Raw genomic sequence first — 23,545 nt, 5'->3', positions numbered from 1 at the left:
CGGGCAGCGGCGCGGCCGGGTCCGCCAGCCGGCGCGGCGGGACGGCCGCGAGCAGCGCGCGGGCGTGCAGCGGATTCCCCAGCGTGTGCGCGCGCACCCGAGCGACCGCCCGCTCGGGCAACGCCTGCCCGCCGCCCGCAACCTGCTCCGCCAGGTCGGCGAGGTCCGAGGTGGTCAGGCCGATCAACGGGATGCGGAGAGCGCCGTCGCCGGTCAGCAGGCGACGCAACCCGTCGGGAAGCCACGGGTCGGCGACGTCCCTGCAGGCCACCACCGCGAGGACGCGACCACCGCGCAGGCGGCGCAGGACGTACGTGAGAGCCCTCAGGGACAGCCTGTCGGCCCACTGGGCGTCGTCGACCACGACGACCACCGCCCCCTCGGCCTGGAGGCGGCCGATGCTGTCGCAGACGACCTGTCCCACGGTGTACGGGTCGTCGCCCGTCGCCTCCGGCGCGAGCTGGCGCATCACGCCGAACCTGAGCTGGCGTTCGGACTCCTCCCCGGTTGCCGAGAGCAGCCGCAGGCGCTGCTCGGCGCCGAACGCCTGGCGGATCAGCGCGGTCTTGCCGATCCCTTCCGGCCCTTCGACCAGCACCGTTCGCGCGGGGCCCGCATCGGAGGCGTGCAGCTCCGCGCGCAGCAGGGCCAGCTCTGCCGTCCGTCCGAGATGCATCCTCTCTCACCCCCTCCGTTGCTCTCCTCTTGGCAGAGTCCGACGGAGGGGATCTGATACACCCGTCTTTCCGTAATCAGCCCACAGACCGGAACCGGTCATCTCATCGGCTGCACGGCAAGCGCCCCTCCTCCCGAGGGATCGCTCCGCCTGGCACCGAGTCGTCCCAGGTCAGGTGAGCCTGGCGGCGAGGAGCGGGCCGGCCAGCGCGGACGGGTCCACGCCCGACGGCCAGTCGCTGACCTGGCCGTCGCCCACCTCGATCACCCGCCAGACCGCGTCGTCCCGCCGTGCCAGATCGGTGGTGACGAACCGGGCCGCGAGGTCGCCGACCGCTTCCCGCGCCTCCCCCAGGTCGCCGGGGCTCAGGAACGCGCCGTCGGAGCTGTCGGGGTGCGGCCCGATGAAGATCGGCTCACCGTCCAGCCACCAGACCCGGGTCTGACGCTCGTCGAAGCGTTCGAACTCACGGATGACCAGCCCGCCCGTCAGGTCCTCACCCTGCAGTTCGAGGAAGCGGGCCGACACGCGTTCCAGCGCCGCCAGGTCGGGCGCGTAGCAGGCCTCCAGCCACTCGTGCTTGCGGGACTTGACGTAGTCCTTCACCACGTAGCCGCCGCCCAGCCCGGCGGTGAGCCTGCCCAGCCGCTCCGCGTCCGGGGGCGCCTCGCCGGACGTCATCGGGAGCACGGCCGTGGCGGGCGTCAGGTGCCGGAAGCTGAAGATCCAGCCGGGCAGCTCGTGGCCGACGCGGTAGGCGCGGGCGTCGGTGAGCAGGTGGCAGTCCCTCTGCCGCAGCGTCTCGTCGAGCGTCCGGTACTGTTCGGTGCGCAGCATCCACCCTCGGTACCAGACGGGCCCGAACCCGGCGGGCACCCGCGCCACCGCCTCCTCGACCCGGCCCGCCGTCAGCGCGTCGTGGTCGATCAGCGCCACCGTCCCGCCGAGATCTCGTACGGCCTGCGCCTGCGCGGCGAAGTGCGGATCGACGCCGCGAGGCCGCAGCGGATCCGCACAGAACAGAAACCCCACCGTCATGTGCAGCAGGATAGAAGCCGCCGCTCCCGCGCCCCACCGGAGCAACGCTGACTCGCCAGCCACAAAGTCCCCAAAGATCCATCTCCGCCCTCAGACCGGCTCTGCGCCGCTGATCAATCCCGTTGCGCCACCTGAGCCCCGTTCTCCACGCTGGGCGGCATGAACACGCCCTACAGGCAGATCCGTGCCACCTACACCGAGGAGTCGATCACCGTCTACCAGGCGTACGACCCGGCCATCGCCGAGCCCGCCGTGGCCGCGCAGCGGTTCGTCGCGCCGTTCAAGCGGGAGCGGATGACCTGGATCAAGCCGTCCTTCCTGTGGATGATGTACCGCTGCGGGTACGCGTCCAAGCCCGGCCAGACCCGGGTCCTGGCGATCGACGTCACCCGTGCGGGTTTCGAGTGGGCGCTGGCCCACTCTTGCCTCAGCCACTCCGACGGGGAGGGCTGGCGGGAGCGGCTGCGGCACAGCTCCGTCCGGATCCAGTGGGATCCGGAGCGCGACCCGCGCCACAACGCGCTGCCGTACCGGTCCATCCAGATCGGCCTGTCCGGCCCGGCCGTCGACCGCTACCTCGACGAGTGGATCCTGGCGATCACCGACCTCACCGACCGGGCCCGCGACGTCCACGCCGCCCTTCGCGACGGCCAGGACGTCACGGGACTGCTCCCGGCCGAGCGCCCCTACCCGCTCTCGGAGAGCCTCGCGCAAGCGATCGGCGCCACGCCCAGCTGACCACCTCACGGCGGCAGCCGCGCCGGGCCTTTCGGCATCGGACGCCGCCTCGATCCGATCACGACGACCGTACGGGTCAGGTGGGGCCCGGGCGCGGCTCGGCGCCCTCCGCCACCTGCTGTGGGGGTCGCCTGGCCGTCACCGGTGGGCGTCCGCCACGGGGTAGTAGCCGACCGCGTCCGGCGTGGACGGGCCGCCGGCGGAGGCGGCCAGCACATGGGCGGTCGCCGGGAACAACGGGGACGGCAGGTCCTCCCGCGCGAACCACCGCCATGCCCGGAAGACCTGGGGCTCGGTGACGGCCGGAACCGTGGCGCCCAGCGTCATGGTGACCGCCGCCGTGACCCGCACCGCGCCGCCCGGATGGTCCACCACGACCGCCACGACGCGGGCCGGCCCGGCGTCACGGACGCCGGTCTCCTCGCCGAGTTCCCGCACCGCCGCCACCTCGAACGTCTCGCCTGCCTCGACGGCGCCGCCGGGCAGGCACCACGTCGGGCTCTCCCCGGCCTTGCGCCGCTCCCCCAGCAGGATCCGCCCGTCCGGCGCGGTCAGCACGACTCCGACGCCGATGATCCGATCCCCCGTCATGTGGCCTCCCCCGCGTGACGAACCTGGACGACGCGCCGCTGGCTCAGGTACCAGTCGGAGACCGCGCCCATGTCGAGTTCCGCCCGCAACACGGCCGGCTCTCCGGCCGGCGCCTCGGCCACGACCTCGCCGCGCGGCGACACGACCATGGTGGGGCAGTGCGCAGCCGGATCCGCGAGGTTGGCCGCCACCAGCCAGCGCTGGTTCTCGGCAGCACGGCTGATCAGGTGGCTGCGCCACACGCCCGGAGGCTCGGCCGGGTTGGCCGCGTTGGTGACGTAGACGAACATCCGGGTCCCTGAACGGGCCAGCTGATGCCACTGCTCGGCGAATCGGATCTCCCGGCAGATCTGCACCCCTATCCGCACCTCCCCCGCGGACAGCTTCAGGTCGTACACGGGCAGCGCCGTCCCGGCGACCAGCACGCCCCTCTCGTTCATCGCCAGGTTCACCTTGTCGTAGGCCCTGCGCGTGCCGTCAGGGGCGAAGACGAGCGCGGCGTTCGACCATCCGCCGGCAACCGGCCGCAGGCAGCCGCACACGACGTGCACCCCGGCACGCGCCGCCTCCGCCGCAACGGCCGCCTCGGCCTCGGCCAGCTCCGCGAGATCGAGCGCGGCCAGCGGGCCGAGGTCCGAGCCGTAGCCCGACAGCGCGCCTTCCGGGAAGACGACGAGATCGGCTCCGGCGGCGTCGCGGATCACCTGCCTGATCACCGCGAGGTTCCGCTGGACATCCCAGGTGACCCGGGTCTGGGCCACGGCCGTACGAACGAGCACGAGTCGCGACGCTAGCACCCACCGCGAACGCGCGCACCTGCCGCCCGCCGAACGCGGGAGATCGCCGGGCTGCCCACCCCCGCCCGGCGGGCAGCCGGTGAAAATGGGCGGCCCGCGGGCGCCTCGGTCGGCAGAATGGACGCATGACGCGCGGAACCGTGAAGTTCTGGAAGGCCGAGCAGGGATGGGGCGCGATCTCCTCCCCCGAGCTGCCCACCGGGCGGGACGCCTTCGCGCATTTCAGCGACATCGTCGGCGACGGCTACCGCGTGCTCGAGGCCGGCGACCCCGTCGAGTTCGACGTGGTGGAACGGCGGCAGGACAGCTTCGACTTCGTCGCGACGAACGTCCGCCAGCTGTGACCGAGCCTGCCGGTGGCGGTCAACCACCGGCAAGCTCGCCTCGCACCCCGCAACCAGCGGATCCTCCGGACCTCACTCCTTGGCGAGGGTCCGGCCGATCACCAGGCGCTGGATCTGGTTGGTGCCCTCCACGATCTGCAGGACCTTGGCCTCACGCATGTACCGCTCGACGGGGAAGTCCTCGACGTACCCGTACCCGCCCAGGATCTGGACGGCGTCCGTGGTCACCTTCATGCACATGTCGGTGGCGAACAGCTTGGCCATGGCCGCCTTCGTCCCGTAGGGCCTGCCCGCGTCGCGGAGCCTGGCGGCTTCCAGGTACAGGGCGCGGGCGGCGGCGATCTGCGTGGCCATGTCGGCCAGCATGAACGAGATCCCCTGGAAGTCGACGATGCGGCTGCCGAACTGGCGCCGCTCCCTGGCGTAGGAGGCGGCGGTGTCGAGGGCGGCCTGGGCGACGCCCACGGCGCAGGCGGCGATGCCGAGCCTGCCCCCGTCGAGGGCGGCCATGGCGATGCGGAACCCCTCACCCTCCGCTCCGACGAGCGCGGAGTGCGGCAGCCGCACGTCGTCGAAGCGGACCTGGGCGGTGGGCGAGGAGCGCATGCCCATCTTGTGCTCGGGAGTGCCGAAGGACAGCCCGTCGAGCCCGGCCGGGACGTGCAGGCAGGAGATGCCGCGCGGCCCGGCCTCGCCGGTGCGGGCCATGAGCAGGTAGAAGTCGGCGACGCCGCCGTGGGTGATCCACGCCTTGACGCCGCTGACGGCGTACCCGTCGGGGCCCGGGACCGCCTTGGTGGTGAGCGCGGCGGCGTCGGAGCCGGACTGCGGCTCCGACAGGCAGTACGCGCCGAGCAGGTCGCCGCCGAGCATGGCGGGCAGCAGCTCGGCCTTCTGCTCCTCGCCGCCGTAGGCTGCCACGGGGAAGCAGGACAGGGTGTGCACGGACGTGCCCAGCCCGACGGCCAGCCATCCGGCCGCCAGCTCTTCCACGACCTGCAGGTACACCTCCTGCGGCTGGGCGGCGCCGCCGTACTCCTCCGGGTACGGCAGGCCGAGCAGCCCGGCGGCGCCGAGCGTGGCGAACACCTCGCGCGGGAAATGCCCGGCGGCCTCGTCGGCCGCGGCCCGGGGCGCGACCTCCTTGGCGATCAGGTCCCGGGCCAGGTCGAGCAGGTCGTGCGCCTCAGGGGTGGGCAGGGCACGTTCGACAGTCATCGAAAACTCCTCGTGAGAGCGTGTATGCCCCGATTCTGCCCTAAATGATCACCAATTCTCGAGGGGTGTTGTTGAGCCGCTCGCCTCCGGACTCGGTGCACACCACGATGTCCTCGATGCGCGCCCCGTGCCTGCCGGGCAGATAGATGCCGGGCTCGACGGAGAAGGCGAAGCCCGGCTCCATCGGCTCGGCGTTGCCGGAGACGATGTAGGGCTCCTCATGCGTCTCGATGCCGATGCCGTGCCCGGTGCGGTGGACGAAGTACTCGCCGTAGCCGGCCTCGGCGATCAGGTCGCGGGCGGCCGCGTCGATCGACTCGCACGGCACGCCCGGCCGGACGGCGGCGCAGGCGGCCTCCTGGGCCTGGCGCAGCACCTCGTAGTAGGACGCGAACTCGGCGGGCGGCTCGCCGACGGAGTAGGTGCGGGTGGAGTCGGAGCAGTACCCGTTGTGCAGCTGGCCGCCGATGTCGACGACGACGGGCTCACCGGGCTGGATCACCCGGTCCGACACGTCGTGGTGCGGGCTGGCCCCGTTCGGCCCGGAAGCGACGATGACGAAGTCGACCGTCGAGTGGCCCGCAGCCAGGATCGCCTCGGCGATGTCGCGGCCCACCTCGCGCTCGGTGCGCCCGGCGCGCAGCAGCTCGGGCACCCGCCGGTGCACGGAGTCGATCGCCTCGCCCGCCTCGCGCAGCGCCGCCACCTCCACGGCCGACTTGCGCATCCGCAGCTCACGCAGCACGGTACCGGCGAGCACCTGCTCGGCCTCCGGCAGCACGGCGCGGAAGCGCAGGGACGCCATCGCCCACATCCGGTCGGCGAGCCCGACCTTGGCGACCTGCCCGAGCCGCTTGGCCGCGATCTCGTACGGGTCGTCCGTCTCGTCCCACGCCACGAACTCCAGCCCGAGCCGGGACGCGGGCGAGGCCTCCGCGGCGGGCAGTTCCAGGCGCGGCACCATCATGTACGACTCGCCGGACGCGGGCACCACGAGGCAGGTCAGCCGCTCCAGCGGTTTGGCGTCGTAGCCGCTGACGTAGCGCAGGTCGGGGCCGGGCGTGAGGAGCAGGGCGTCGAGGCCGGCCTTGGCGGTGGCCTCCTGGACGGCGGCCAGGCGGGAAACGGGATACAGATCTGAGGACGTCACAGCCCTCAATCTACTCCGGACCGGGCTGCCTAAAATCCGTGAAAAGCTCTCACAACGCGGCAAGCCACCGCTACACTCTGTTGGAGACCGGTCACGTATGGTGGGCTAATTGTCCCGTTCCACCGCCTCTCTGGAGTGTGACCATGGTCGACATCAGAGGCGGCCCGCAGCATCGTCCGATGAGCGCGGGTGAGCTCACCCGGCACCCCGCCAAGCGGCAGGCCGCGGCCATGCTGGCCGCCAGGCTGGCGCACGCGGAACGGCTCGGGAACCTGGGCTGGGCCGAGTGGAACCTGCTCACCGGTGAGGCGATCTGGTCCGACCAGGTCTACGTGATCTTCGGCAGGGACCGGGACGACGGGCCGGTCGGCCTGTCCGACCTGGCCGCGCACGTGGAGCCCCGCGACCTGTGGGCACTGGAGAAGCTGCTGTGCTCGGTCGGGCGGAGCCCGGAGCCGGTGCAGGCCGAGGTACGCATCCGGCGGGGCGGCGAGCTGCGCAACCTGCGCATCGTCCTGGAGCCGCTGGCCGCCGCGCACGGCGAGGGCCACAGCCCGGCGGACGGTGCGGTCGACGGTGTGGTGCACGGTGTGGTGCAGGACATCACCGGCCGCCGCCGCGCCGAGCGGATCATGACCGAGTCGCGCCGCCAGCTGCTGGAGGCGCGCGAGCAGGCGGCCGAGGAGCGGCACGTGATGCTGGCGCTGCGCGAGGCGATCCTGCCCGAGCCCGTCGGCTGCCTCGACCTGCCGCACACCAGGATCGCGGTGCGGTACGTCCCCGCGGAGAAGACGGCCAACCTGGGCGGCGACTGGTTCGACGCCGCGGTCCTACCTGACGGCCGGGCGCTGCTGGCCATCGGCGACGTCTCCGGCCACGGCCTGTCCGCGATCGCCCGCATGGCCCAGCTCCGGCACGCCCTGATCGGGCTGACCATGACCGGCGAGCCCGCCGACAGGCTGCTGCGCTGGCTGAACGAGCTGGTGCTGCACCGGCTGCAGGAGACGACGGCCACGGCGGTCATCGGCCACCTCGACATGGCGACCATGGTGTTCACCTGGGGCCAGGCGGGCAACCTGGCGCCGATCCTGGTGCGCGACGGCACGGCCAGCCAGCTCGACCACCCCAAGGGGGTGCTCCTGGGGGCCGCCTGCGACCTGAGCTACCAGCTGGCCAGCACCGAGCTGCGCGACGGCGACCTGCTGCTGCTGTTCACCGACGGCCTGGTGGAGCGGCGCACCCGCGACATCGACGCGGGCCTGCGTCTGGTGCTCGCCGCGGCCCGCGACCTGCCGGGCCGCGACCTGGACGCCGCGCTCGACCGCCTGCTCGCCGACATCGGCGGCCCCAACCCGGAGGACGACGCGTGCCTGCTGGCAGTGGGCATCGGAGGGGGCATCGGAGGGAGCCTCGTGGGAGACGAGCAGCAGGCCGCCAGGGGTGCGACCATGGACGGGTGCTGATGCTTCTGGACACACCGTCGCTGTACTTCCGCGCCTTCTACGGCATCCCCGACACGATCACCGCGCCCGACGGCATGCCCGTCAACGCGGTGCGCGGCCTCATCGACATGATCGCCACCCTGGTGCGCCAGCACGAGCCCACCGAGCTGGCGGCCACCATGGACGCCGACTGGCGGCCCGCCTTCCGGGTGGCGGCGATCCCGACGTACAAGGCGCACCGGGTCGCCCAGGGCGACGCCGAGGAGGTGCCCGACACGCTGGTGCCTCAGATCCCGGTGATCGAGCAGGTGCTGGACGCGGTGGGGATCGCCAGGCTGGAGTCGCCCGGCCACGAGGCCGACGACGTGATCGGCACCCTGACCCACCGGGCGACCGGCGCGGTCGACATCGTGACGGGCGACCGCGACCTGTTCCAGCTCGTCGACGACTCCCGCCCGGTCCGCGTCCTGTACACGGCGCGCGGCATCCGCAACCTGCAGCTGGTCGACGAGGCGTTCGTGACGGGCAAGTACGGCATCCCCGGCCGCGCCTACGCCGACTTCGCGACGTTGCGCGGCGACCCCAGCGACGGCCTGCCCGGCGTGCCGGGCGTCGGCGAGAAGACGGCGGCCTCGCTCATCAACCGCTTCGGCTCGCTGGAGGCGCTGCTGGCGGCGCTCGACGCGGGCGAGACGGCGGGCTTCCCGGCGGGTGCCCGCGCCCGCCTGGCCGCCGCCCGCGACTACCTGAGGGTGGCGCCCGCGGTGGTGGAGGTCGCCTCCGACGCGCCGCTGCCCGTCGCCGACCTGGCGCTCCCGTCGAAGCCGCGCGACCCCGAGTCGCTGGTGCGCCTGGCCGACCGCTACGGCCTCGACAGCCCGCTCAACCGCCTCCTGGACGTCCTGGCGTCCTGAGAGCCGCACGGGCCCCGTCCTCGAGGCGCCGGACCGAACAGCGCTAGGTTGAGCGGGTGCCGAAAACGAACATACGGGTCGAAAGCCAGATACCAGCCCGTCTCGAGGACGGTTTCGACCGCGTCCTGCGCGAGCTCAAGCTGCCCGGCGCGTTCCCCGAGGCCGTCCTGGACGAGGCGAAGCGGGTGGCCGAGGCGCCGAGGCTCGACGGACGGGACCTGACGGACCTGCCGTTCGTCACCATCGACCCGCCCGGCTCGATGGACCTCGACCAGGCCGTCCACCTGGAGCGGCTCGGCGCCGGCTACCGCGTCTGGTACGCGATCGCCGACGTCGGCGCGTTCGTGCGTCCCGGCGGCGCGATCGACACCGAGGCCCGCACCCGCGGCGAGACCGTCTACCTGCCCGTCGGCCGGGTGCCGCTGCATCCCACGGTGCTGTCGGAGGGCGCGGCCAGCCTGCTGCCCGGCACGACCCGCCCGGCGGCCGTGTGGTGCGTCGACCTGGACGCCGAGGGCCGCACGATCGGCGCCGACGTCCAGCGGGCCCTGGTCCGCAGCCGGGAACGGCTGGACTACGGCTACGTGCAGGCGTCCGTCGAGACCGGCACCGCCGACGGCACGCTCGGCCTGCTGGCCGAGATCGGCGAGCTCAGGCTGGAACGGGAGCGCGAGCGCGGCGGCGTCACGCTGCCCACCCCCGAGCAGGAGGTGGTCGCGGCCGACGGCGGCTACCGGCTCGCCTACCGGGCGCCGCTGCCCGCCGAGGCGTGGAACGCGCAGATCTCCCTGCTCACCGGCATGGCCGCCGCCTCGATGATGCTGGACGCGGAGGTCGGCCTGCTGCGGGTCCTGCCGCCGCCGCAGGCGGGCGACCTGGCCAAGGTCCGCAGGGTCGCCGACGCGCTGGGCGTGCCCTGGCCGGACGGCGCGTCCTACGGCCAGGTGGTGCACGGGCTGGACCCGCGCGAGCCCCGGCAGGCCGCGTTCCTGCACGAGTCGAAGGTGCTGCTGCGCGGCTCGGGCTACGTCGCGTTCGACGGCGCCCCGCCGAAGCTGGCCGACCACGCGGCGGTGGCGGCCCCGTACGCGCACGTCACGGCCCCGCTGCGGCGCCTGGCCGACAGGTACGCCACGGAGGTCTGCCTGGCGATCGCCGCGGGCGAGCCGGTGCCGCAGGAGGTCACGCGGTCGCTGCCGGCCCTGCCGGACATCATGTCGGCCACCGGCAGGCGCGCGGGCGCCGTCGAGCGCGCCTGCGTGGACCTGGTGGAGGCGTTCCTGCTGCGCGACAGGATCGGCCAGCCGTTCCAGGCGGTGGTGATCGACACCGACGACCGTCGCGAGGGCGGCCTGGTCCAGCTGGAGGACCCGGCCGTCATCGCCCGCTGCGACGGCGCCCTGCCGCTGGGCGAGAAGGTCACCGTCCGGCTGACGCGAGCGGACCCCGCGACCCGCGAGGTCCGCTTCACGCTGGCCTAGTGCTTCCTGGCCTACTTGCCGAGCGGACGCCAGCCCGCGCCGACGCCCATCAGGTGCAGGGAGAGGCAGAGCAGGCCCGCGACGCCGAGCGTGGTGACCGTCACGATGCCGCCGACGGCGACCCCGGCGATGGCGAAGACGAGTGCGAGCAGGAACAGCACAGCGGCGACGAGGGCGAACATGGCAACCTCCTGGCGGGGTGGCTGGACGCCGGTGGGGCCGGCGCCCGGAGACGCATCAGGCTTCCGACATGGGGATTTCCGCGAAAAAGGCCGCAAAAACTGCCCTGACGGTTACCTTGGGTAAACGAACCACGACACCACCTTGACCGGCCGGTCAGTCGAGGGACGATCAGGCCAGCGACGAGTACGCCACCACGCCGCGGCGCATACCGTCCATGGCCTTGGCCGCCGTCTGCTTGATCTTGCTGCCGGGCGGGGCCGCGTTGCCGAGCTGGCCGAGCAGGTCCATCAGCTGCTTGATCCACCGGACGAAGTCGCCCGCCGCCAGCTCGCTGCCGTTGACGCCGTCCATCAGCACCGCGTCGAGGTTGTGCCCCTTCGTCCAGCGGAACGCCGCCCACGCGAAGCCCAGGTCCGGCTCACGGATGGTGGACAGCCCGTGGTCGGACTCGATGGCCTCCAGCTCGGCCCAGAGCCGCGTCATGGCCGACAGCGCGTCCTGCGCCCGGCCCGCCGGGATCTTGGGACGGCGGGCGTCGTCGGCCTGCCGTGACTCGAACACCAGCGCGGAGACGCACGCCGCCAGCTCCGCCGGCTCCAGCTCCTCCCACAGGCCGCTGCGCAGGCACTCGGCGGTCAGCAGGTCCAGCTCGGTGTAGATGCGGCCGAGCCGGCGGCCCTCGTCGGTGACGGTCTCGCCCTCCAGGTAGCCGAGCTGCTCCAGCACCGAGCAGATCCGGTCGAAGGTGCGGGAGATGACGTGCGAGCGGCCCTCGACCCGGCGGCGCAGCCCCTCGGTCTCGCGCAGCAGCTTGTAGTAGCGCTCGGCCCAACGGGCGTGGCTCTCACGCTCGTCGCAGCCGTGGCACGGGTGATGGCGGATGAGCCGGCGCAGCTCGTTGATCTCGTCGTCCTCGACGGCGTGGTCGCGGGCCCTGACCGGCTTGCCCAGATCGCGGTCGCCGATCTTGGCGAGCAGGCTGGAGACGAGGTTGGCGCGCTCCTTGGGCGAGCGGCCGTTGAAGTTCTTCGGGATGCGCAGCTTCTCGATCGGCTCCACCGGGACGGGGAAGTCGGCCGCGTCGAGCTTCTTGACCTGCTTGCCGATCGTGAGCACCAGCGGGCTCGGGCCGTTGCCGCGCGGGTTGCGCCCGGGGTCGAGCACGATCGCCAGCCCCGCCCTGCGGCCGCCCGGCACCCGGATCACGTCGCCCGGCTGCAGGGCCTCCAGCGAGCGGACCGCGGCGGCCCTGCGCGCGGCGCCCCGCTGCCTGGACAGCTCCGCCTCGCGGTCGGACAGGCGGCGGCGCAGCCCCGCGTACTCGGTGAAGTCGCCCAGGTGGCAGGTCATCGCCTCCTGGTAGCCCTCCAGCGCCTCCTCATGCTTGCGCAGCTGCTTGGCCAGCCCCACGACCGCCCTGTCGGCCTGGAACTGCGCGAACGACTCCTCCAGCAGCGTACGGGCGCGCTCCCTGCCGAACTGGCCGACCAGGTTGACCGCCATGTTGTAGGACGGCTGGAAGCTGGAGCGCAGCGGGTAGGTACGGGTGCCCGCGAGCCCGGCCACCGACAGCGGGTCCATCCCCGGCTGCCACAGGACCACCGCGTGGCCCTCGACGTCGATGCCGCGCCGCCCCGCCCGGCCGGTGAGCTGGGTGTACTCGCCGGGGGTGAGGTCGGCGTGCGTCTCGCCGTTCCACTTGTCGAGCTTCTCGATGACGACGCTGCGGGCCGGCATGTTGATGCCCAGCGCCAGCGTCTCGGTGGCGAAGACCGCCTTGACCAGGCCGCGGGTGAACAGCTCCTCGACGACCTCCTTGAAGGCCGGCAGCATGCCCGCGTGGTGGGCGGCCAGGCCGCGCTCCAGGCAGTCGCGCCACTCCAGGTAGCCGAGCACGGCCAGGTCCTCGTCGGGCAGGTGGGCGGTGCGCTCGTCGACGAGCTGCCTGATCTCGTGGCGCTCCCGCTCGGTGGTGAGCCGGATCCCGGCGTGCAGGCACTGCAGCACGGCCGCGTCGCAACCGGCGCGGGAGAAGATGAACGTGATCGCGGGCAGCAGCGCCTCGCCGTCGAGCTTCTCGATCACCTGCGCCCGGTCGGGCGGCCTGGAGCGCTGCGGACGGGCGTAGCCGCGCCTGCCGCGGCCCGCCGTGAGCCGCTCGGCGTCGCGGGTGACCCGCATCAGCGTGGGGTTGATCCGCGGCGTCTCCTCGTCGGACATGAACAGGTCGTAGATGCCGTGGCCGATCATCATGTGCTGCCACAGCGGCACCGGGCGGACCTCGTCGACGATGACCGTCGTGTCGCCGCGCACGTCGCCGAGCCACTCGCCGAACTCCTCGGCGTTGCTGACCGTCGCCGACAACGCCACCAGCCGGACCGACTCGGGCAGGTGGATGATGACCTCTTCCCAGACCGCGCCGCGGAAGCGGTCGGCCAGGTAGTGCACCTCGTCCATGACCACGAAGCCCAGCCCCGCCAGCGTGGCGGACCCGGCGTACAGCATGTTGCGCAGTACCTCGGTGGTCATCACCACGATCGGGGCCTCGCCGTTGACGCTGTTGTCACCGGTCAGCAGGCCGACCTTGGCCGAGCCGTACCGTTTGACCAGGTCGTTGTACTTCTGGTTGGACAGCGCCTTGATCGGGGTGGTGTAGAAGCATTTGCGCCCCTCCTCCAGGCCCAGGTGGACGGCGAACTCGCCGACGACCGTCTTGCCCGAGCCGGTGGGGGCCGCCACGAGGACCCCGTCTCCGGCTTCCAGGGCGCGGCAGGCGTCGCTCTGGAAGTCGTCGAGCTGGAAGTCGTACAGACCCCGGAACGATCTGAGCGCGGGCCCGTCGTCCCCGTACTTCTGGCGGAAGGCGGCGTAGCGTTCCGCAGGCGTCGTCATAGTCGCCACCCTACCGAAATCACCATTCCGGTCGGTCCCGGCCGGGCGAGGGGAAGGGCGCCGCAGCCCCAGGGCGAGGCGGAGGGACCGCGCGGCCCGAGCGTCCGAGCCGAGCGCCTTTACAAAGTCAGGTTGCTAGCAGAGCACCCGGAGCGCACCGGGCTGGATCTCGCAGGTGACGGGGATCGGCCCGACGCGCTCCCCGTCGGCGTAGGCCACCACCTCGGGCGCCTCCAGCCGCACGTGCCTGGCCCGCCTGACCGAGACGGCGGGATGGGCGACGTGCGTCCCCCGGTAGACGCTGGGGAACACGCGCAGGAACTCGGCCTTGCCGACGGCCCGCAGCATCACCACGTCGAGCAGCCCGTCGTCGGGCCGCGCGCCGGGGCAGATCCGCATCCCGGCGCCGTAGGAGCCGGTGTTGCCGACGGCCACCAGCATGGCCTCCTGCTCGATCACCTCGCCGCCGTCGAGGGTGACGCGGAACGGGATGGGCCGGAACGCCCGCAACTCCTCCACCATCGCGCGCAGGTACCTCGCGCGGCCGGACGGCCAGGTCAGCCGGTTGGCCCGCTCGTTGACCCGCGAGTCGAACCCGCAGCACAGCACCCCGGCGAACAGCTCGTCGGCCAGGCCCGCCCGGACGCGGACGGCGTCGACCTGCCGGGTCCGCATCCGCAGCACGGTGCGGGCCGCCGCCATCGGATCCTTCAGCGGGACGCCGAACGCAGAGGCGAGGTCGTTGCCGGTGCCCATCGGGATGATGCCGAGCGGCACCCCGGTGCCCGCCACGGCCTGCACGGCCAGGTGGACCAGGCCGTCGCCGCCGAAGGCCACGAGCGCGTCGGGACGTTCCGCCGCGACGGCGCAGGCCCGTTCCAGCGCGTCGGCGGCGTCACGGCCGACGATCACCGCCACCTCGGCCCCGCCCGCGCGCAGGCGGCGGACCACGGGCTCGAGCAGGCGCAGCGTCCTGCCACCTCGGGCGGCGGGGTTGACGAGCAGGGCGAGTTGAGGGGACACGCCCGGAACCTACCGCCTATCGCCCGGGACCGGAATCCTCTTCTTCCAGCGACGAGGCCTCGTCGTCGGACAGGTGCGAGAAGTCGTCGGTCGCGGGCAGCCGCTTCTCGCGCAGGTACATGAACCCCTCTGCGGCCGCGAACAGCAGGATCATCGGCGCGGCCAGCGCCATCATCGTGATCGGGTCGCCGCCGGGCGTGATGACGGCGCCGAACACGAACATCAGGAAGATGACCATCCGCCGGTGCTTGGCCACCGTGGCGTGCGACAGCACACCGATCACGTTGAGGAACACCAGCAACAGCGGAAGCTCGAACGACACGCCGAAGATCAGCAACATGATCAGGACGTAGTCGAGATAGTCGTCGATCTGGATGGTGGCGACCGTGCCCTCGAGCGAGAACCCCAGCAGGATCGCCAGACTGGTGTCCATGATGAAGTACGCCAGCACGGCGCCGAGGAGGAACAGCGGGATCGCCAGCCCGAGGAACGACAGCGAGTACCGCTTCTCTTTCCGGTAGAGCGCGGGCGTGACGAACGCCCAGATCTGGTAGAGCCACACGGGCGACGACAGCACCAGGCCGACCATCGCCGAGACCTTCAACGTGATGAAGAAGGACTGGAAGATGCCGCCGTAGGTAAGGGAGCAGTGCCCGTTGAGCTGGCGCGACTGGGCGGTCTCGCAATACGGGGCCTTGATGAACGCCCACACCGGATCGAAGAAGATCCAGCCGATGATGATGCCCACGACCAGGGCGATCACCGCGATGAGCAGCCGGTTGCGCAGCTCACGCAGGTGTTCCATCAGCGGCATGCGCCCCTCGGGGTCGCGTGCCGGCCCGCTGTCGCTCGACCGTTTGAGCAGCGCCATCTAGCAGTCCAAGGGTGAGGAGGGGCAGGATCAGGCTTGCTTGTCGGCCTTCGCCGCGGCGGCGCTGGCGCGCAGCCTGGCCGCCTGCTCCTCCAGCTGGCGAGCCTGCTCCTCGGCCGACAGCACGGGCCCGGCCGGCGGGATCTGCTGCGGCGCGACCGGCTGCTGCTGCGGCTGGGCAGGCGCCTGAGCCTGCGTGGCCTGGACGGTCGTGGGAGCGTCCTCGTCGTCGTCGCGGAGCTTGGCCGTCTCCGACTTGAAGATCCGCATCGACCTGCCGACGCCCCTTGCCATCTCCGGCAGTTTCTTCGCACCGAACAGCAGGACGAGCACGCCCGCGATGATGAGAAGCTCGGGGACTCCGAGGTTTGACATGAAACGTCCTTTTTGAGCGAGTGCTGTTTCAGCCACGATCGTACGCTGCCGGGGGCTCGGTCTCATACCCCTGGTCTCGCAATCGGGGTGGCCGGGGCTCGAACTTCGCGTGAACCTCGGCGACTTCCCTGTTCAGCCTACGTGCCGCGGACAGGACCCGGAACCCGGCGAGCGCCAGCACCGCCAGCCCGGCGACGCCCAGCCCGATCGACAAGAAGATCCACGTCATGACCGGTGAGCGTACAGGCCCAGGGCCCGCTCGGCCTCCTCCCGCACCCTCCCGGCCATCGCGGGCGGCGAGACGACCCTGCCGGTGTCGCCGAGCCGCAGCGCCAGCCTGAGGATCCAGTCCTCGTCGCGGGCGCGCAGCGCGACCCGCAGCCGCCCCTCGCCCAGCTCGGCGACCTGCTCGCACGGGTAGTACTCGGCCACCCACCGCCCCGCGGCGGTCACCTCCAGCTCCACCAGCTCGTCGGTGGGCGAAGGACGGAAGACGCCTCGGGTGACGTCGATCGGCTCGGCCTCGGCGGGCGGGTCGGCGAGCACGTCCAGGACGTCCACGCCGAGCATCCGGTCGAGCCTGAACAGCCGCATCGCCTCGGCCCGGTAGCACCAGCCCTCCAGGTAGGTGCGCCCGTCGACCATCACCAGCCGCGTCGGGTCCACCTCGCGCGGCGTCACCTCGTCGCGGCCGGGCACGTAGTAGCGCAGCGACAGCCTGCGCCGCCTGGTCAGCCCTTCGCGCACGCGCGGCAGCGCGTCGGGGGCGGCGTCGACGTCGACCGCGACCTGGCTGCTCACCTCGGCGGCGCCCTCCCCCGCCGCGCGCTCCAGCTTGGCCGTCACCCGCGGCAGCGCGTCACCCTGCGCCTCGGCCAGCTCGGGCGTGGCGGCCAGCATGCGCAGCGCGACCAGCAGCGCGCTGGCCTCGTCGATGCCGAGCCGCAGCGGCCTGGCGATGGTGTCGGCGTTGTCGATGATGATCTCGCCGCCGTCCCAGGACACGTCGATGAGGTCGCCGGGCGTGTGCCCCGGCAGCCCGCACATCCAGACCAGCTGCAGGTCGTCGATGAGCTGCTTCTCGCTCAGCCCGAACACCTCGGCCACCTCGCCGACCTGCGCCCCCGGATGGGACATCAGGTACGGCACGAGCGCCAGCAGCCTCGGCAGCCGGTCGGCCGACCCGCTCACGCCGGCTCTCCCGCGGTTCGCTCGCAGCGCTCGGTCATGCCAGGGCCCCCTTCAGTCGGCGGATCACGGCCTCGCGGGCGTCGGGCGGCTCGACCACCTCGACGTCGGAGCCCAGGCTGGCCATCCACCCGGCCAGCCGCTCGGGGTCGGTGAAGCGCAGCTCGGCCTCGTCCCAGCCGTCGGTGCCCGCGTGGACGGCGGCGGCGAGCTGACGCAGGCCCTCGCACGCGCCCTGCCGCACGCGGATCACGGCGGTGCGCTCCTCCATCGGCTCGTCGGGGAAGCCGACCATGGCCCGCAGGTCCACCCCTTCCGGCACCTCGACGGCGCCCGGCCTGCCGACGGTCGTCACCTGGCCGGTGATGCGGCTCAGCCGGAAGGCGCGAGGCGCCTCGCGCCCGCGGTCGAACCCGGCCAGGTACCAGCGCCCGCGCCGGCTGACCACGCCCCACGGCTCGACCAGGCGGCTGCGCACGCTCTCGCTGCCGGCGCCGCGGTAGTCGAAGCGCACCACGCGGCGGTCGCGCACGGCGTCCCACAGCGCAGGGAAGGCCGGGTCGCGGGTGTCGAGCCTCAGCTCCAGCGCGTCGCCCGCGCTGGCGTCGGTGGCGACGCCGCCCGCGCGCAGCTTCAGCAGCGCGCCGGACGCGGCCTCGGCCAGGCTGGCCCGCTGCCACACCTGCGCGGCCAGGCCGAGCACGGCCGCCTCGTCGGGCTCCAGGGTGATCTCGGGCAGCTCGTAGGACTCCCGCTCGATCCGGTAGCCCGGCTCGTCCTCCCACGGGTCGCGGACCACGTCGATGGGGATGCCGATCTCGCGCAACTCGTTCTTGTCACGCTCGAACATCCGCTGGAACGCCTCGTCGCCGTCGCGGTCGTAACCGGGCACGGCCTGGCGGATCTGCTCGGCCGACAACGGGCGGCGGGTGGCGAGCAGGCAGATCACGAGGTTCAGCAACCGCTCGGTCTTACGGCGCGACATCTGCACTCCTCCTTCAACGACGCTACCCTGCCCCCGTGATCAGATGGCGCAAGGGCGAGGTGTTGCGGATCCGGCGCGAGTGGCCGGGGGCGGTGGAGCTGGACGTCGCCGTCCCCGAAGGGGAGTGCCGGGCGCTGGCCTACCCTCCCCTGGTGGGCCGCCCGGAACCCGGCGACGAGGTGCTGCTCAACACGACGGCACTCGCGATGGGTCTCGGTACGGGAGGTTACGCCATGGTGGTGGCCGTCCCGAACCGTTTGCCGGAAGATCCCGATGGTCCGGGGCACCTGGTAAAGGCCCGGTACACACCGCTCCAGGCCACGGTGCTCGGCGCGGACGAGCAGGACTCGCCGTTCCACGAGGTCCTGCGCGAGGCCGACTCGCTCGACGGGATGCCGGTGGTGGTGTCCGACCTGCACTCGGCGCTGCCGCCGATCCTGTGCGGGCTGCGCGAGTCACGCCCGGACGTCCGGGTCGCGTACGTCATGCAGGACGGCGGCGCGCTGCCCGCCTGGTTCTCGATGTCGTGCGCGAAGCTGCGCGAGGTGGGCTGGCTGGCGGGCGTGGTCACGGTCGGGCAGGCGTTCGGCGGGGACGTGGAGGCGGTGACGACGCACACCGGGCTGCTGGCGGCCAGGCACGTGCTGGAGGCCGACGTGGCGATCGTCACGCAGGGCCCCGGCAACCTGGGGTCGGGCACCCGGTGGGGGTTCTCCGGCGTGATGGCGGGCGAGGCGGTCAACGCCGCCGCCGTGCTGCGCGGACGTCCGGTGGCGGCGCTGCGGGTCAGCGAGGGCGACCGGCGCGAGCGGCACCACGGGGTCTCGCACCACTCGCTGACCGCCTACGGACGGGTCGCGCTGGCGCCCGCCCAGGTGCCGGTGCCGGAGCTGCCGGGCGCGTTCGGCGAGCGGGTCCGGGACCAGTCGGAGCTGCTAGCCGTCCGGCACGAGCTGGTGCCGGTGCCCGTCGGCGGGCTGCACGAGGCGCTGCTCGCCTCGCCGGTCAGGCTGTCGACGATGGGACGCGGCCTGGAGGAGGACCTGGCCTACTTCCTGACCTCGGCGGCGGCGGGCAGGTTCGCGGCCTCGCTGCTGTCGTAGAAGTCCTTGAAGGTGAACGCCTCGGGGCTCGGCCCCTGGGTCTTGAGGCGTTCCAGGCGGCGCATGCCCTCGCCGAGGGTCGGGATCTCGCCCTCGGGGATCCACCACATCACGATGTAGGGCTCCGCCATGCGCAGGAACCACTCCCTGCGCCGCCGCAGCACGCCCAGGTGGGCGCTGCGGTAGACGTAGTTCCACAGCGTCTCCAGCGACTCCCACACCGAGAAGTTGACGAGCAGGTGGTCGCCGTAGCCGTGGACGACGGTCGCGGTGGGGTCCTGCTCGCTCTCCTTGAGCCGCCACACGAACCCGGGGGACTCGTCGGCGACGGCGTTGACGGGTTCGAGCAGGGCGACGAACTCGGCGAGCTCGGGGGCGTCGACGGGGGCGCGCAGGTGCGCGATGTTGAGCTGGGCGAGATGCATGCCGCTCAGCAGACCACCTCCGGACCTTCTATGTCAATCTTCATTTATTTTAGAAAGGGCGACGCAGCACTCCCCCGGCCGGGGATCGAGCTCCGCGCGTCCGGGATCGTCGCCGAGCCCGTCCAGCAGGCCCTGGCACAGCGCCAGGTTCATCGAGCACACCAGCAACGGCTGCTCCTCGGCCAGCACGTGGAAGGGGCAGTTGCGCAGCCGCAACCGCCCGCCCTCCCGGTACGGCTCGTAGCCGCGCTCGCGCAGCACGTCCTCGACGGGCATGGCACGCCCCCCGGCCAGCCGCTTGCCGGCCCGGCGGGCGGACTCCTCGGCCTGCTCCTCGGCCCCCAGCACCGCCACGACGTCGGCCAGCACGGAGGCGAGCGCCTGGTAGTCGCGCGGCGGCAGGCTCACCGACCGCTCGCCCGCGGCCCTGCGGTACACCTTCGCCGGACGCCCGCTGCCCGGCCCCTTGCGCTCCTGTGCCCTGAACCCGCTCTCCAGCAGGCCCGCCTCGACCAGCTTGTCGAGATGGTGACCGGCGAGCGCCCTGGACACCCCCGCGGCCTCCGCCGCCTCTCCCCTGCCCACGTCGCCGCCGCCGGAGGCCACGGCCTCGTACAGGCTCCGCCGCACCGGGTCGTGCAGCAGCGCCAGCGCATCCAGGTCGTCTCCGCTCACAGCCGGAGTCTAGGACGACCTAGTAGGCGGCGAGCACGTCGACCACGAAGACCAGGGTGTCACGCGCGCGGATGCCGAAGGCCGGCTCGCCCGTCGGCCCGTACCCGTAGGCGGGCGGGACGATCATCAGCACCCGGCTGCCGACCGGCACGCCGACCAGCGCCCGGTCCCAGCCCTTGATCACGCTGCCGTCGCCGATCGTGAAGGCTTTCGGCAGGCCGGTGCTCCAGGTGGCGTCGAAGATGCGGCGCCGATTCCAGATCGCGCCCTCGTACTGCGTCACCAGCAGCTGCCCCGCCTGCACCCTGCGCCCCCGCCCCCTGGCGAGGACCTTGGCGGTGAACCTCCTGGGCGCCGCCGCCGCCGGAACCGACAGGCCGGGACGGGCGCCGCCCGTGACCCGCACCCCCGCCAGCGAGCCGCCGCGCCCCTTGACCGACACGCCCCTGGCATGGGCGCCGAGAATGTCGATCACATAGAGCAGGTCGTCGCCGGGGCCGACGCCCTGCGGCGGGTTCGCGCCGAAGCCCTCCCCCGGCGGGATCGCGGCGATGATCCGGCTGCCCACCCTGCGCCCCCGCAGCGCCCTGTCGAGCCCCGGCAGCAGCCGCCCCACCGGGAACGCGGCCGGAGCGCCCCGGTTGAAGCTGGAGTCGACGAGCCGGTTCGCGCCGCCGTCCCACACGTGCGCCGTGTACTGCACGATCGCCACGTCGTCCGGCTCGAGCGGCACGCCCTTCCCCTCGGCCGGCTGGTCCACCCGCAGGCCGGCGGCGGGCCTGCCGGCAGGGAAGACGATCGTCGGCCGGGCGCCGAACGCGCCGCCCACCTTCGGCTGCGTACCGGCCGGCCCACCGGTCGCCGCGGGCACGTCGTCGGTGCACGCCGCCAGCAGTGCCAGCGGCAACAGCAGCGCGACGGTGCGGCGGCGCATCGGAGCCCTCCCAACGCAGTGGCCCGGCCGGCACTGGCAAGGAACGCCAGGCCGCCGGGCCACGCGATGCTACCGCGTTATCGATCAGTACGCGGACAGAACGTCCACCACGAACACCAGCGTGCTGTTGGCCGGGATGCCCTGCTGCGCCTGGGCGCCGTAGCCGAGGTCCGGCGGGATGCTCATCACCACGCGGCTGCCGACCGGCACCCCTGCCAGGCCCTGCTGCCAGCCCTTGATGACGTTGCTCAGCGGGAACTCGGCGGGCTGGCCCCTGCCCCAGCTCGAGTCGAACTCCTTGTCGGTGCCCCAGATCTTGCCCGTGTAGTGCACGGACAGCGTCTGGGTGGGCTGCACCTTCGCGCCCGTGCCCTGGATCAGGGTCTTGACCACCAGCTCCTTGGACGGCTTCTCGCTCGTCTTCGTCGTCAGCGTGGGCGCCTTGTCACCGCCCGGGTTCACCACCTTGACGCCCTTGAGGCTGTCGCCCGTCTCCTTGCCGGTGGCGGCCTTCAGCGGGGTGGGCGGGGTGCCGACCACGTCCAGGACGAACACCTTCGTCGGCTGCGCCTGCTGGCCCTGCTGCTGCTGCTGCGCCGGCGCCGCGTCGGCGGCCAGCACCGCCAGCAGTCGGCCACCGTGCTTGACCTGCGTGAAACCGTCCTGCAGCACCTTGGGCAGCTGCCCGTCGACCGGGATCGTCTCCGGCGCCTTGGTGTCGTAGGAGGAACCCTGCAGGGCGTTGCCCTTGCCGTCCCAGTTGTAGACCGTCAGGTTCACGATGACCTTGTCGCCGCTCTTCACCGCGGGCCCGGTGCCGGGCGTGATCACCTCGAAGGACGACTTGGTGGCGGGCGCGCCGGAGGGGAAGGTCACCGTGGGCTTGGCTCCCACGTTCCCGGTGACCTTCACCCCGGACGCATCGCCCGCGGCGGCGGTCGACGTACCCGACCCGGAGTCGGAGCCGCACGCTGCGGCGAAGAAGATCAATGGCACGGCGGCCAGAGCGGCCAGAGCGCGGCGCATGGGTTTCCCTCGGAAAGACGGCAGATTCGCGCCACCCTACCCGACATCAAGGTAGGGCCGAGGTAAACGCACTCACTACATTCCGGCGATCAGTTTGTCGACCCTCTCGTCCACGCTGCGGAACGGGTCCTTGCACAGCACCGTCCGCTGCGCCTGGTCGTTCAGCTTCAGATGCACCCAGTCGACCGTGAAGTCACGCCGCTTCTCCTGCGCCCTGCGGATGAACTCGCCGCGCAGCCGCGCCCTGGTCGTCTGCGGCGGCACCGACTTGGCCTCGAAGATCCGCAGGTCGGACGCCACCCGCTCCACCGAGCCGCGCTTCTGCAGCAGGTAGAACAGGCCCCGCTTGCGGTGCACGTCATGGTAGGCGAGGTCCAGCTGCGCCACCCGCGGCGACGACAGCGGCAGGTCGTACTTCTTGCGGTACCGCTCGATCAGCTGGTACTTCGTCACCCAGTCGATCTCGCGCGCCACCAGGTCGAGATTGCCCGTCTCGACCGCGCGCAGAGTGCGCTCCCACAGCTCCAGCACCCGGTCGGTGATCGGGTCGCCGCCGCGCCTGTCGACGAAGTCCTTCGCCTTCGTCAGGTACTCCTGCTGGATCTCCAGGCTCGACGCCTCACGCCCGTTGGCCAGCCGCACCCTGCGCCTGCCCGTCATGTCGTGCGACACCTCGCGGATCGCCCTGATCGGGTTCTCCAGCGACAGGTCACGCATCACCGTGCCCGCCTCGATCATGCGCAGCACCAGGTCCGTCGCGCCGACCTTGAGCAGCATCGTGGTCTCGCTCATGTTCGAGTCGCCCACGATGACGTGCAGGCGGCGGAACCGCTCGGCGTCGGCGTGCGGCTCGTCACGCGTGTTGATGATCGGCCTGGACCGCGTCGTCGCCGACGACACGCCCTCCCAGATGTGCTCGGCCCGCTGCGACACGCAGTAGACCGCGCCGCGCGGCGTCTGCAGCACCTTGCCGGCGCCGCAGATGATCTGCCGCGTCACCAGGAACGGGATGAGCACGTCGGCCAGCCGCCCGAACTCGCCGTGCCTGCCCACCAGATAGTTCTCGTGGCAACCGTAGGAGTTGCCCGCGGAGTCGGTGTTGTTCTTGAACAGGTAGATGTCACCGGCGATGCCCTCCTCGCGCAGCCGCTTCTCGGCGTCGACGAGAAGGCCCTCGAGGATGCGCTCGCCCGCCTTGTCATGGGTGACGAGCTCGATGACGTTGTCACACTCGGGTGTTGCGTACTCAGGATGGCTGCCCACGTCGAGGTAGAGGCGGGCGCCGTTACGGAGGAAGACGTTGCTCGATCGGCCCCAGGACACGACCCGCCGGAACAGGTAGCGCGCGACCTCGTCGGGCGACAGCCTGCGCTGCCCCCGGAACGTGCAGGTCACGCCGTACTCGTTCTCCAGCCCGAAGATGCGACGATCCATCACCTCACACTATGCCCACGGATCGGCTGGCGGGAGAGATCT

General features: G+C 72.2%; 25 protein-coding genes. 6 read left to right on the top strand and 19 right to left on the bottom strand.

The window, feature by feature from the left end; all coding sequences use genetic code 11:
- The coding region (locus ABT294_RS34275) for an AAA family ATPase (RefSeq protein ID WP_350810464.1) at positions 1–676 on the bottom strand (676 nt) is incomplete at its 3' end.
- 171 nt (positions 677–847) lie between these two features.
- Positions 848–1,714: an ATP-grasp domain-containing protein gene (locus ABT294_RS34270; protein WP_350810463.1), complete on the bottom strand. Its 867-nt coding sequence runs from the start codon at positions 1,712–1,714 to the stop codon at positions 848–850.
- Between the two features lie 159 nt (positions 1,715–1,873).
- Here ABT294_RS34270 and ABT294_RS34265 point away from each other — a divergent pair, with 159 nt between their 5' ends.
- Entirely contained in the window at positions 1,874–2,452 is a 579-nt protein-coding gene (locus ABT294_RS34265) for a DUF4291 domain-containing protein (RefSeq protein WP_350810462.1), read from the top strand.
- 138 nt (positions 2,453–2,590) lie between these two features.
- Here the strand turns inward: ABT294_RS34265 and ABT294_RS34260 are convergent, their stop codons facing one another.
- Both ABT294_RS34260 and ABT294_RS34255 read right to left on the bottom strand, forming a co-directional pair.
- Entirely contained in the window at positions 2,591–3,043 is a 453-nt protein-coding gene (locus tag ABT294_RS34260; RefSeq protein ID WP_350810461.1) for a nucleotide triphosphate diphosphatase NUDT15, read from the bottom strand.
- Entirely contained in the window at positions 3,040–3,822 is a 783-nt protein-coding gene (locus ABT294_RS34255) for a carbon-nitrogen hydrolase family protein (RefSeq protein WP_350810460.1), read from the bottom strand. The genes ABT294_RS34260 and ABT294_RS34255 overlap by 4 nt, the downstream gene beginning before the upstream one ends.
- 143 nt (positions 3,823–3,965) lie before the next feature.
- On the opposite strand from ABT294_RS34255, the gene ABT294_RS34250 reads away from it, so the two are divergent.
- Complete coding sequence (locus ABT294_RS34250) at positions 3,966–4,184, top strand: cold-shock protein (RefSeq protein ID WP_350810459.1); 219 nt, start codon at positions 3,966–3,968, stop codon at positions 4,182–4,184.
- Between the two features lie 72 nt (positions 4,185–4,256).
- Here the strand turns inward: ABT294_RS34250 and ABT294_RS34245 are convergent, their stop codons facing one another.
- Entirely contained in the window at positions 4,257–5,402 is a 1,146-nt protein-coding gene (locus ABT294_RS34245; protein ID WP_350810458.1) for an acyl-CoA dehydrogenase family protein, read from the bottom strand.
- A 40-nt stretch (positions 5,403–5,442) separates the two neighbouring features.
- Positions 5,443–6,552 (bottom strand): M24 family metallopeptidase, encoded by a 1,110-nt coding sequence (locus ABT294_RS34240; RefSeq protein ID WP_350810457.1) that lies wholly within the window; start codon positions 6,550–6,552, stop codon positions 5,443–5,445.
- Positions 6,553–6,731: 179 nt separating this feature from the next.
- Between ABT294_RS34240 and ABT294_RS34235 the strand changes: the two genes are divergently transcribed.
- From ABT294_RS34235 to ABT294_RS34225, 3 genes are read left to right on the top strand one after another with little or no spacing between them, the layout of a single operon-like run.
- Positions 6,732–8,015, top strand: coding sequence for a PP2C family protein-serine/threonine phosphatase (locus tag ABT294_RS34235; protein ID WP_350810456.1), 1,284 nt, complete (start codon positions 6,732–6,734; stop codon positions 8,013–8,015).
- A complete protein-coding gene (locus tag ABT294_RS34230) occupies positions 8,015–8,908 on the top strand; it encodes a 5'-3' exonuclease (protein WP_350810473.1) in 894 nt (297 codons plus the stop codon). The genes ABT294_RS34235 and ABT294_RS34230 overlap by 1 nt, the downstream gene beginning before the upstream one ends.
- A 56-nt stretch (positions 8,909–8,964) precedes the next feature.
- The gene (locus tag ABT294_RS34225) at positions 8,965–10,389 is read left to right on the top strand and encodes an RNB domain-containing ribonuclease (protein WP_350810454.1); all 1,425 of its coding nucleotides are present in this window, start codon (positions 8,965–8,967) and stop codon (positions 10,387–10,389) included.
- 11 nt (positions 10,390–10,400) lie between these two features.
- Here the strand turns inward: ABT294_RS34225 and ABT294_RS34220 are convergent, their stop codons facing one another.
- The 8 genes from ABT294_RS34220 to ABT294_RS34185 form a co-directional block, all read right to left on the bottom strand.
- Positions 10,401–10,571, bottom strand: coding sequence for a hypothetical protein (locus tag ABT294_RS34220; protein ID WP_350810453.1), 171 nt, complete (start codon positions 10,569–10,571; stop codon positions 10,401–10,403).
- A 169-nt stretch (positions 10,572–10,740) separates the two neighbouring features.
- Positions 10,741–13,464 (bottom strand): DEAD/DEAH box helicase, encoded by a 2,724-nt coding sequence (locus tag ABT294_RS34215; RefSeq protein WP_350810452.1) that lies wholly within the window; start codon positions 13,462–13,464, stop codon positions 10,741–10,743.
- A gap of 135 nt (positions 13,465–13,599) precedes the next feature.
- A complete protein-coding gene (locus ABT294_RS34210) occupies positions 13,600–14,487 on the bottom strand; it encodes a diacylglycerol kinase (protein ID WP_350810451.1) in 888 nt (295 codons plus the stop codon).
- 16 nt (positions 14,488–14,503) lie between these two features.
- Positions 14,504–15,358: a twin-arginine translocase subunit TatC gene (gene tatC / locus ABT294_RS34205; protein WP_350810450.1), complete on the bottom strand. Its 855-nt coding sequence runs from the start codon at positions 15,356–15,358 to the stop codon at positions 14,504–14,506.
- Between the two features lie 30 nt (positions 15,359–15,388).
- A complete protein-coding gene (gene tatA / locus ABT294_RS34200; RefSeq protein WP_350810449.1) occupies positions 15,389–15,733 on the bottom strand; it encodes a Sec-independent protein translocase subunit TatA in 345 nt (114 codons plus the stop codon).
- Between the two features lie 28 nt (positions 15,734–15,761).
- Positions 15,762–15,962: a hypothetical protein gene (locus tag ABT294_RS34195; protein WP_350810448.1), complete on the bottom strand. Its 201-nt coding sequence runs from the start codon at positions 15,960–15,962 to the stop codon at positions 15,762–15,764.
- Positions 15,959–16,924, bottom strand: a complete 966-nt coding sequence (locus ABT294_RS34190; protein ID WP_350810447.1) for a helix-turn-helix transcriptional regulator — start codon at positions 16,922–16,924, stop codon at positions 15,959–15,961. Before ABT294_RS34190 ends, ABT294_RS34195 begins: the two co-directional genes overlap by 4 nt.
- Before the next feature lie 34 nt (positions 16,925–16,958).
- Positions 16,959–17,906: a helix-turn-helix transcriptional regulator gene (locus tag ABT294_RS34185; protein ID WP_350810446.1), complete on the bottom strand. Its 948-nt coding sequence runs from the start codon at positions 17,904–17,906 to the stop codon at positions 16,959–16,961.
- Positions 17,907–17,941: 35 nt separating this feature from the next.
- Between ABT294_RS34185 and ABT294_RS34180 the strand changes: the two genes are divergently transcribed.
- On the top strand, positions 17,942–19,009 hold the full coding sequence (locus tag ABT294_RS34180) for a DUF3866 family protein (RefSeq protein WP_350810445.1): 1,068 nt from the start codon (positions 17,942–17,944) through the stop codon (positions 19,007–19,009).
- Here ABT294_RS34180 and ABT294_RS34175 read toward each other — a convergent pair.
- The 5 genes from ABT294_RS34175 to pafA all read right to left on the bottom strand — a co-directional run bounded on the left by ABT294_RS34175 (position 18,955) and on the right by pafA (position 23,503).
- Complete coding sequence (locus ABT294_RS34175) at positions 18,955–19,434, bottom strand: DUF3291 domain-containing protein (RefSeq protein ID WP_350810444.1); 480 nt, start codon at positions 19,432–19,434, stop codon at positions 18,955–18,957. The genes ABT294_RS34180 and ABT294_RS34175 overlap by 55 nt on opposite strands.
- 33 nt (positions 19,435–19,467) lie before the next feature.
- A complete protein-coding gene (locus tag ABT294_RS34170) occupies positions 19,468–20,109 on the bottom strand; it encodes a helix-turn-helix transcriptional regulator (protein WP_350810443.1) in 642 nt (213 codons plus the stop codon).
- A gap of 19 nt (positions 20,110–20,128) precedes the next feature.
- A complete protein-coding gene (locus ABT294_RS34165; RefSeq protein WP_350810442.1) occupies positions 20,129–21,043 on the bottom strand; it encodes an FKBP-type peptidyl-prolyl cis-trans isomerase in 915 nt (304 codons plus the stop codon).
- An 84-nt stretch (positions 21,044–21,127) separates the two neighbouring features.
- Positions 21,128–22,069, bottom strand: a complete 942-nt coding sequence (locus ABT294_RS34160) for an FKBP-type peptidyl-prolyl cis-trans isomerase (protein WP_350810441.1) — start codon at positions 22,067–22,069, stop codon at positions 21,128–21,130.
- 75 nt (positions 22,070–22,144) lie between these two features.
- Positions 22,145–23,503, bottom strand: coding sequence for a Pup--protein ligase (gene pafA, locus ABT294_RS34155; RefSeq protein WP_350810440.1), 1,359 nt, complete (start codon positions 23,501–23,503; stop codon positions 22,145–22,147).
- Between the last annotated feature and the right edge of the window lie 42 nt (positions 23,504–23,545).

It is taken from the genome of Nonomuraea sp. NPDC000554, assembly GCF_040300065.1.
Classification (GTDB): domain Bacteria; phylum Actinomycetota; class Actinomycetes; order Streptosporangiales; family Streptosporangiaceae; genus Nonomuraea.
The sequence above is the reverse complement of the archived record's forward strand: the minus strand, read 5'-3'. Positions and strand labels throughout refer to the sequence as shown.

What these genes read in the sequence shown, in the direction of transcription:
- ABT294_RS34270 (WP_350810463.1), bottom strand. Translation starts at nt 1,714, where the DNA reads ATGACGGTGGGGTTTCTGTTCTGTGCGGATCCGCTGCGGCCTCGCGGC.
- ABT294_RS34265 (WP_350810462.1), top strand. Translation starts at nt 1,874, where the DNA reads ATGAACACGCCCTACAGGCAGATCCGTGCCACCTACACCGAGGAGTCG.
- ABT294_RS34260 (WP_350810461.1), bottom strand. Translation starts at nt 3,043, where the DNA reads ATGACGGGGGATCGGATCATCGGCGTCGGAGTCGTGCTGACCGCGCCG.
- ABT294_RS34250 (WP_350810459.1), top strand. Translation starts at nt 3,966, where the DNA reads ATGACGCGCGGAACCGTGAAGTTCTGGAAGGCCGAGCAGGGATGGGGC.
- ABT294_RS34245 (WP_350810458.1), bottom strand. Translation starts at nt 5,402, where the DNA reads ATGACTGTCGAACGTGCCCTGCCCACCCCTGAGGCGCACGACCTGCTC.
- ABT294_RS34235 (WP_350810456.1), top strand. Translation starts at nt 6,732, where the DNA reads ATGAGCGCGGGTGAGCTCACCCGGCACCCCGCCAAGCGGCAGGCCGCG.
- ABT294_RS34230 (WP_350810473.1), top strand. Translation starts at nt 8,015, where the DNA reads ATGCTTCTGGACACACCGTCGCTGTACTTCCGCGCCTTCTACGGCATC.
- ABT294_RS34220 (WP_350810453.1), bottom strand. Translation starts at nt 10,571, where the DNA reads ATGTTCGCCCTCGTCGCCGCTGTGCTGTTCCTGCTCGCACTCGTCTTC.
- ABT294_RS34215 (WP_350810452.1), bottom strand. Translation starts at nt 13,464, where the DNA reads ATGACGACGCCTGCGGAACGCTACGCCGCCTTCCGCCAGAAGTACGGG.
- tatC (WP_350810450.1), bottom strand. Translation starts at nt 15,358, where the DNA reads ATGGCGCTGCTCAAACGGTCGAGCGACAGCGGGCCGGCACGCGACCCC.
- tatA (WP_350810449.1), bottom strand. Translation starts at nt 15,733, where the DNA reads ATGTCAAACCTCGGAGTCCCCGAGCTTCTCATCATCGCGGGCGTGCTC.
- ABT294_RS34195 (WP_350810448.1), bottom strand. Translation starts at nt 15,962, where the DNA reads ATGACGTGGATCTTCTTGTCGATCGGGCTGGGCGTCGCCGGGCTGGCG.
- ABT294_RS34185 (WP_350810446.1), bottom strand. Translation starts at nt 17,906, where the DNA reads ATGTCGCGCCGTAAGACCGAGCGGTTGCTGAACCTCGTGATCTGCCTG.
- ABT294_RS34175 (WP_350810444.1), bottom strand. Translation starts at nt 19,434, where the DNA reads ATGCATCTCGCCCAGCTCAACATCGCGCACCTGCGCGCCCCCGTCGAC.
- ABT294_RS34165 (WP_350810442.1), bottom strand. Translation starts at nt 21,043, where the DNA reads ATGCGCCGCCGCACCGTCGCGCTGCTGTTGCCGCTGGCACTGCTGGCG.
- ABT294_RS34160 (WP_350810441.1), bottom strand. Translation starts at nt 22,069, where the DNA reads ATGCGCCGCGCTCTGGCCGCTCTGGCCGCCGTGCCATTGATCTTCTTC.
- pafA (WP_350810440.1), bottom strand. Translation starts at nt 23,503, where the DNA reads ATGGATCGTCGCATCTTCGGGCTGGAGAACGAGTACGGCGTGACCTGC.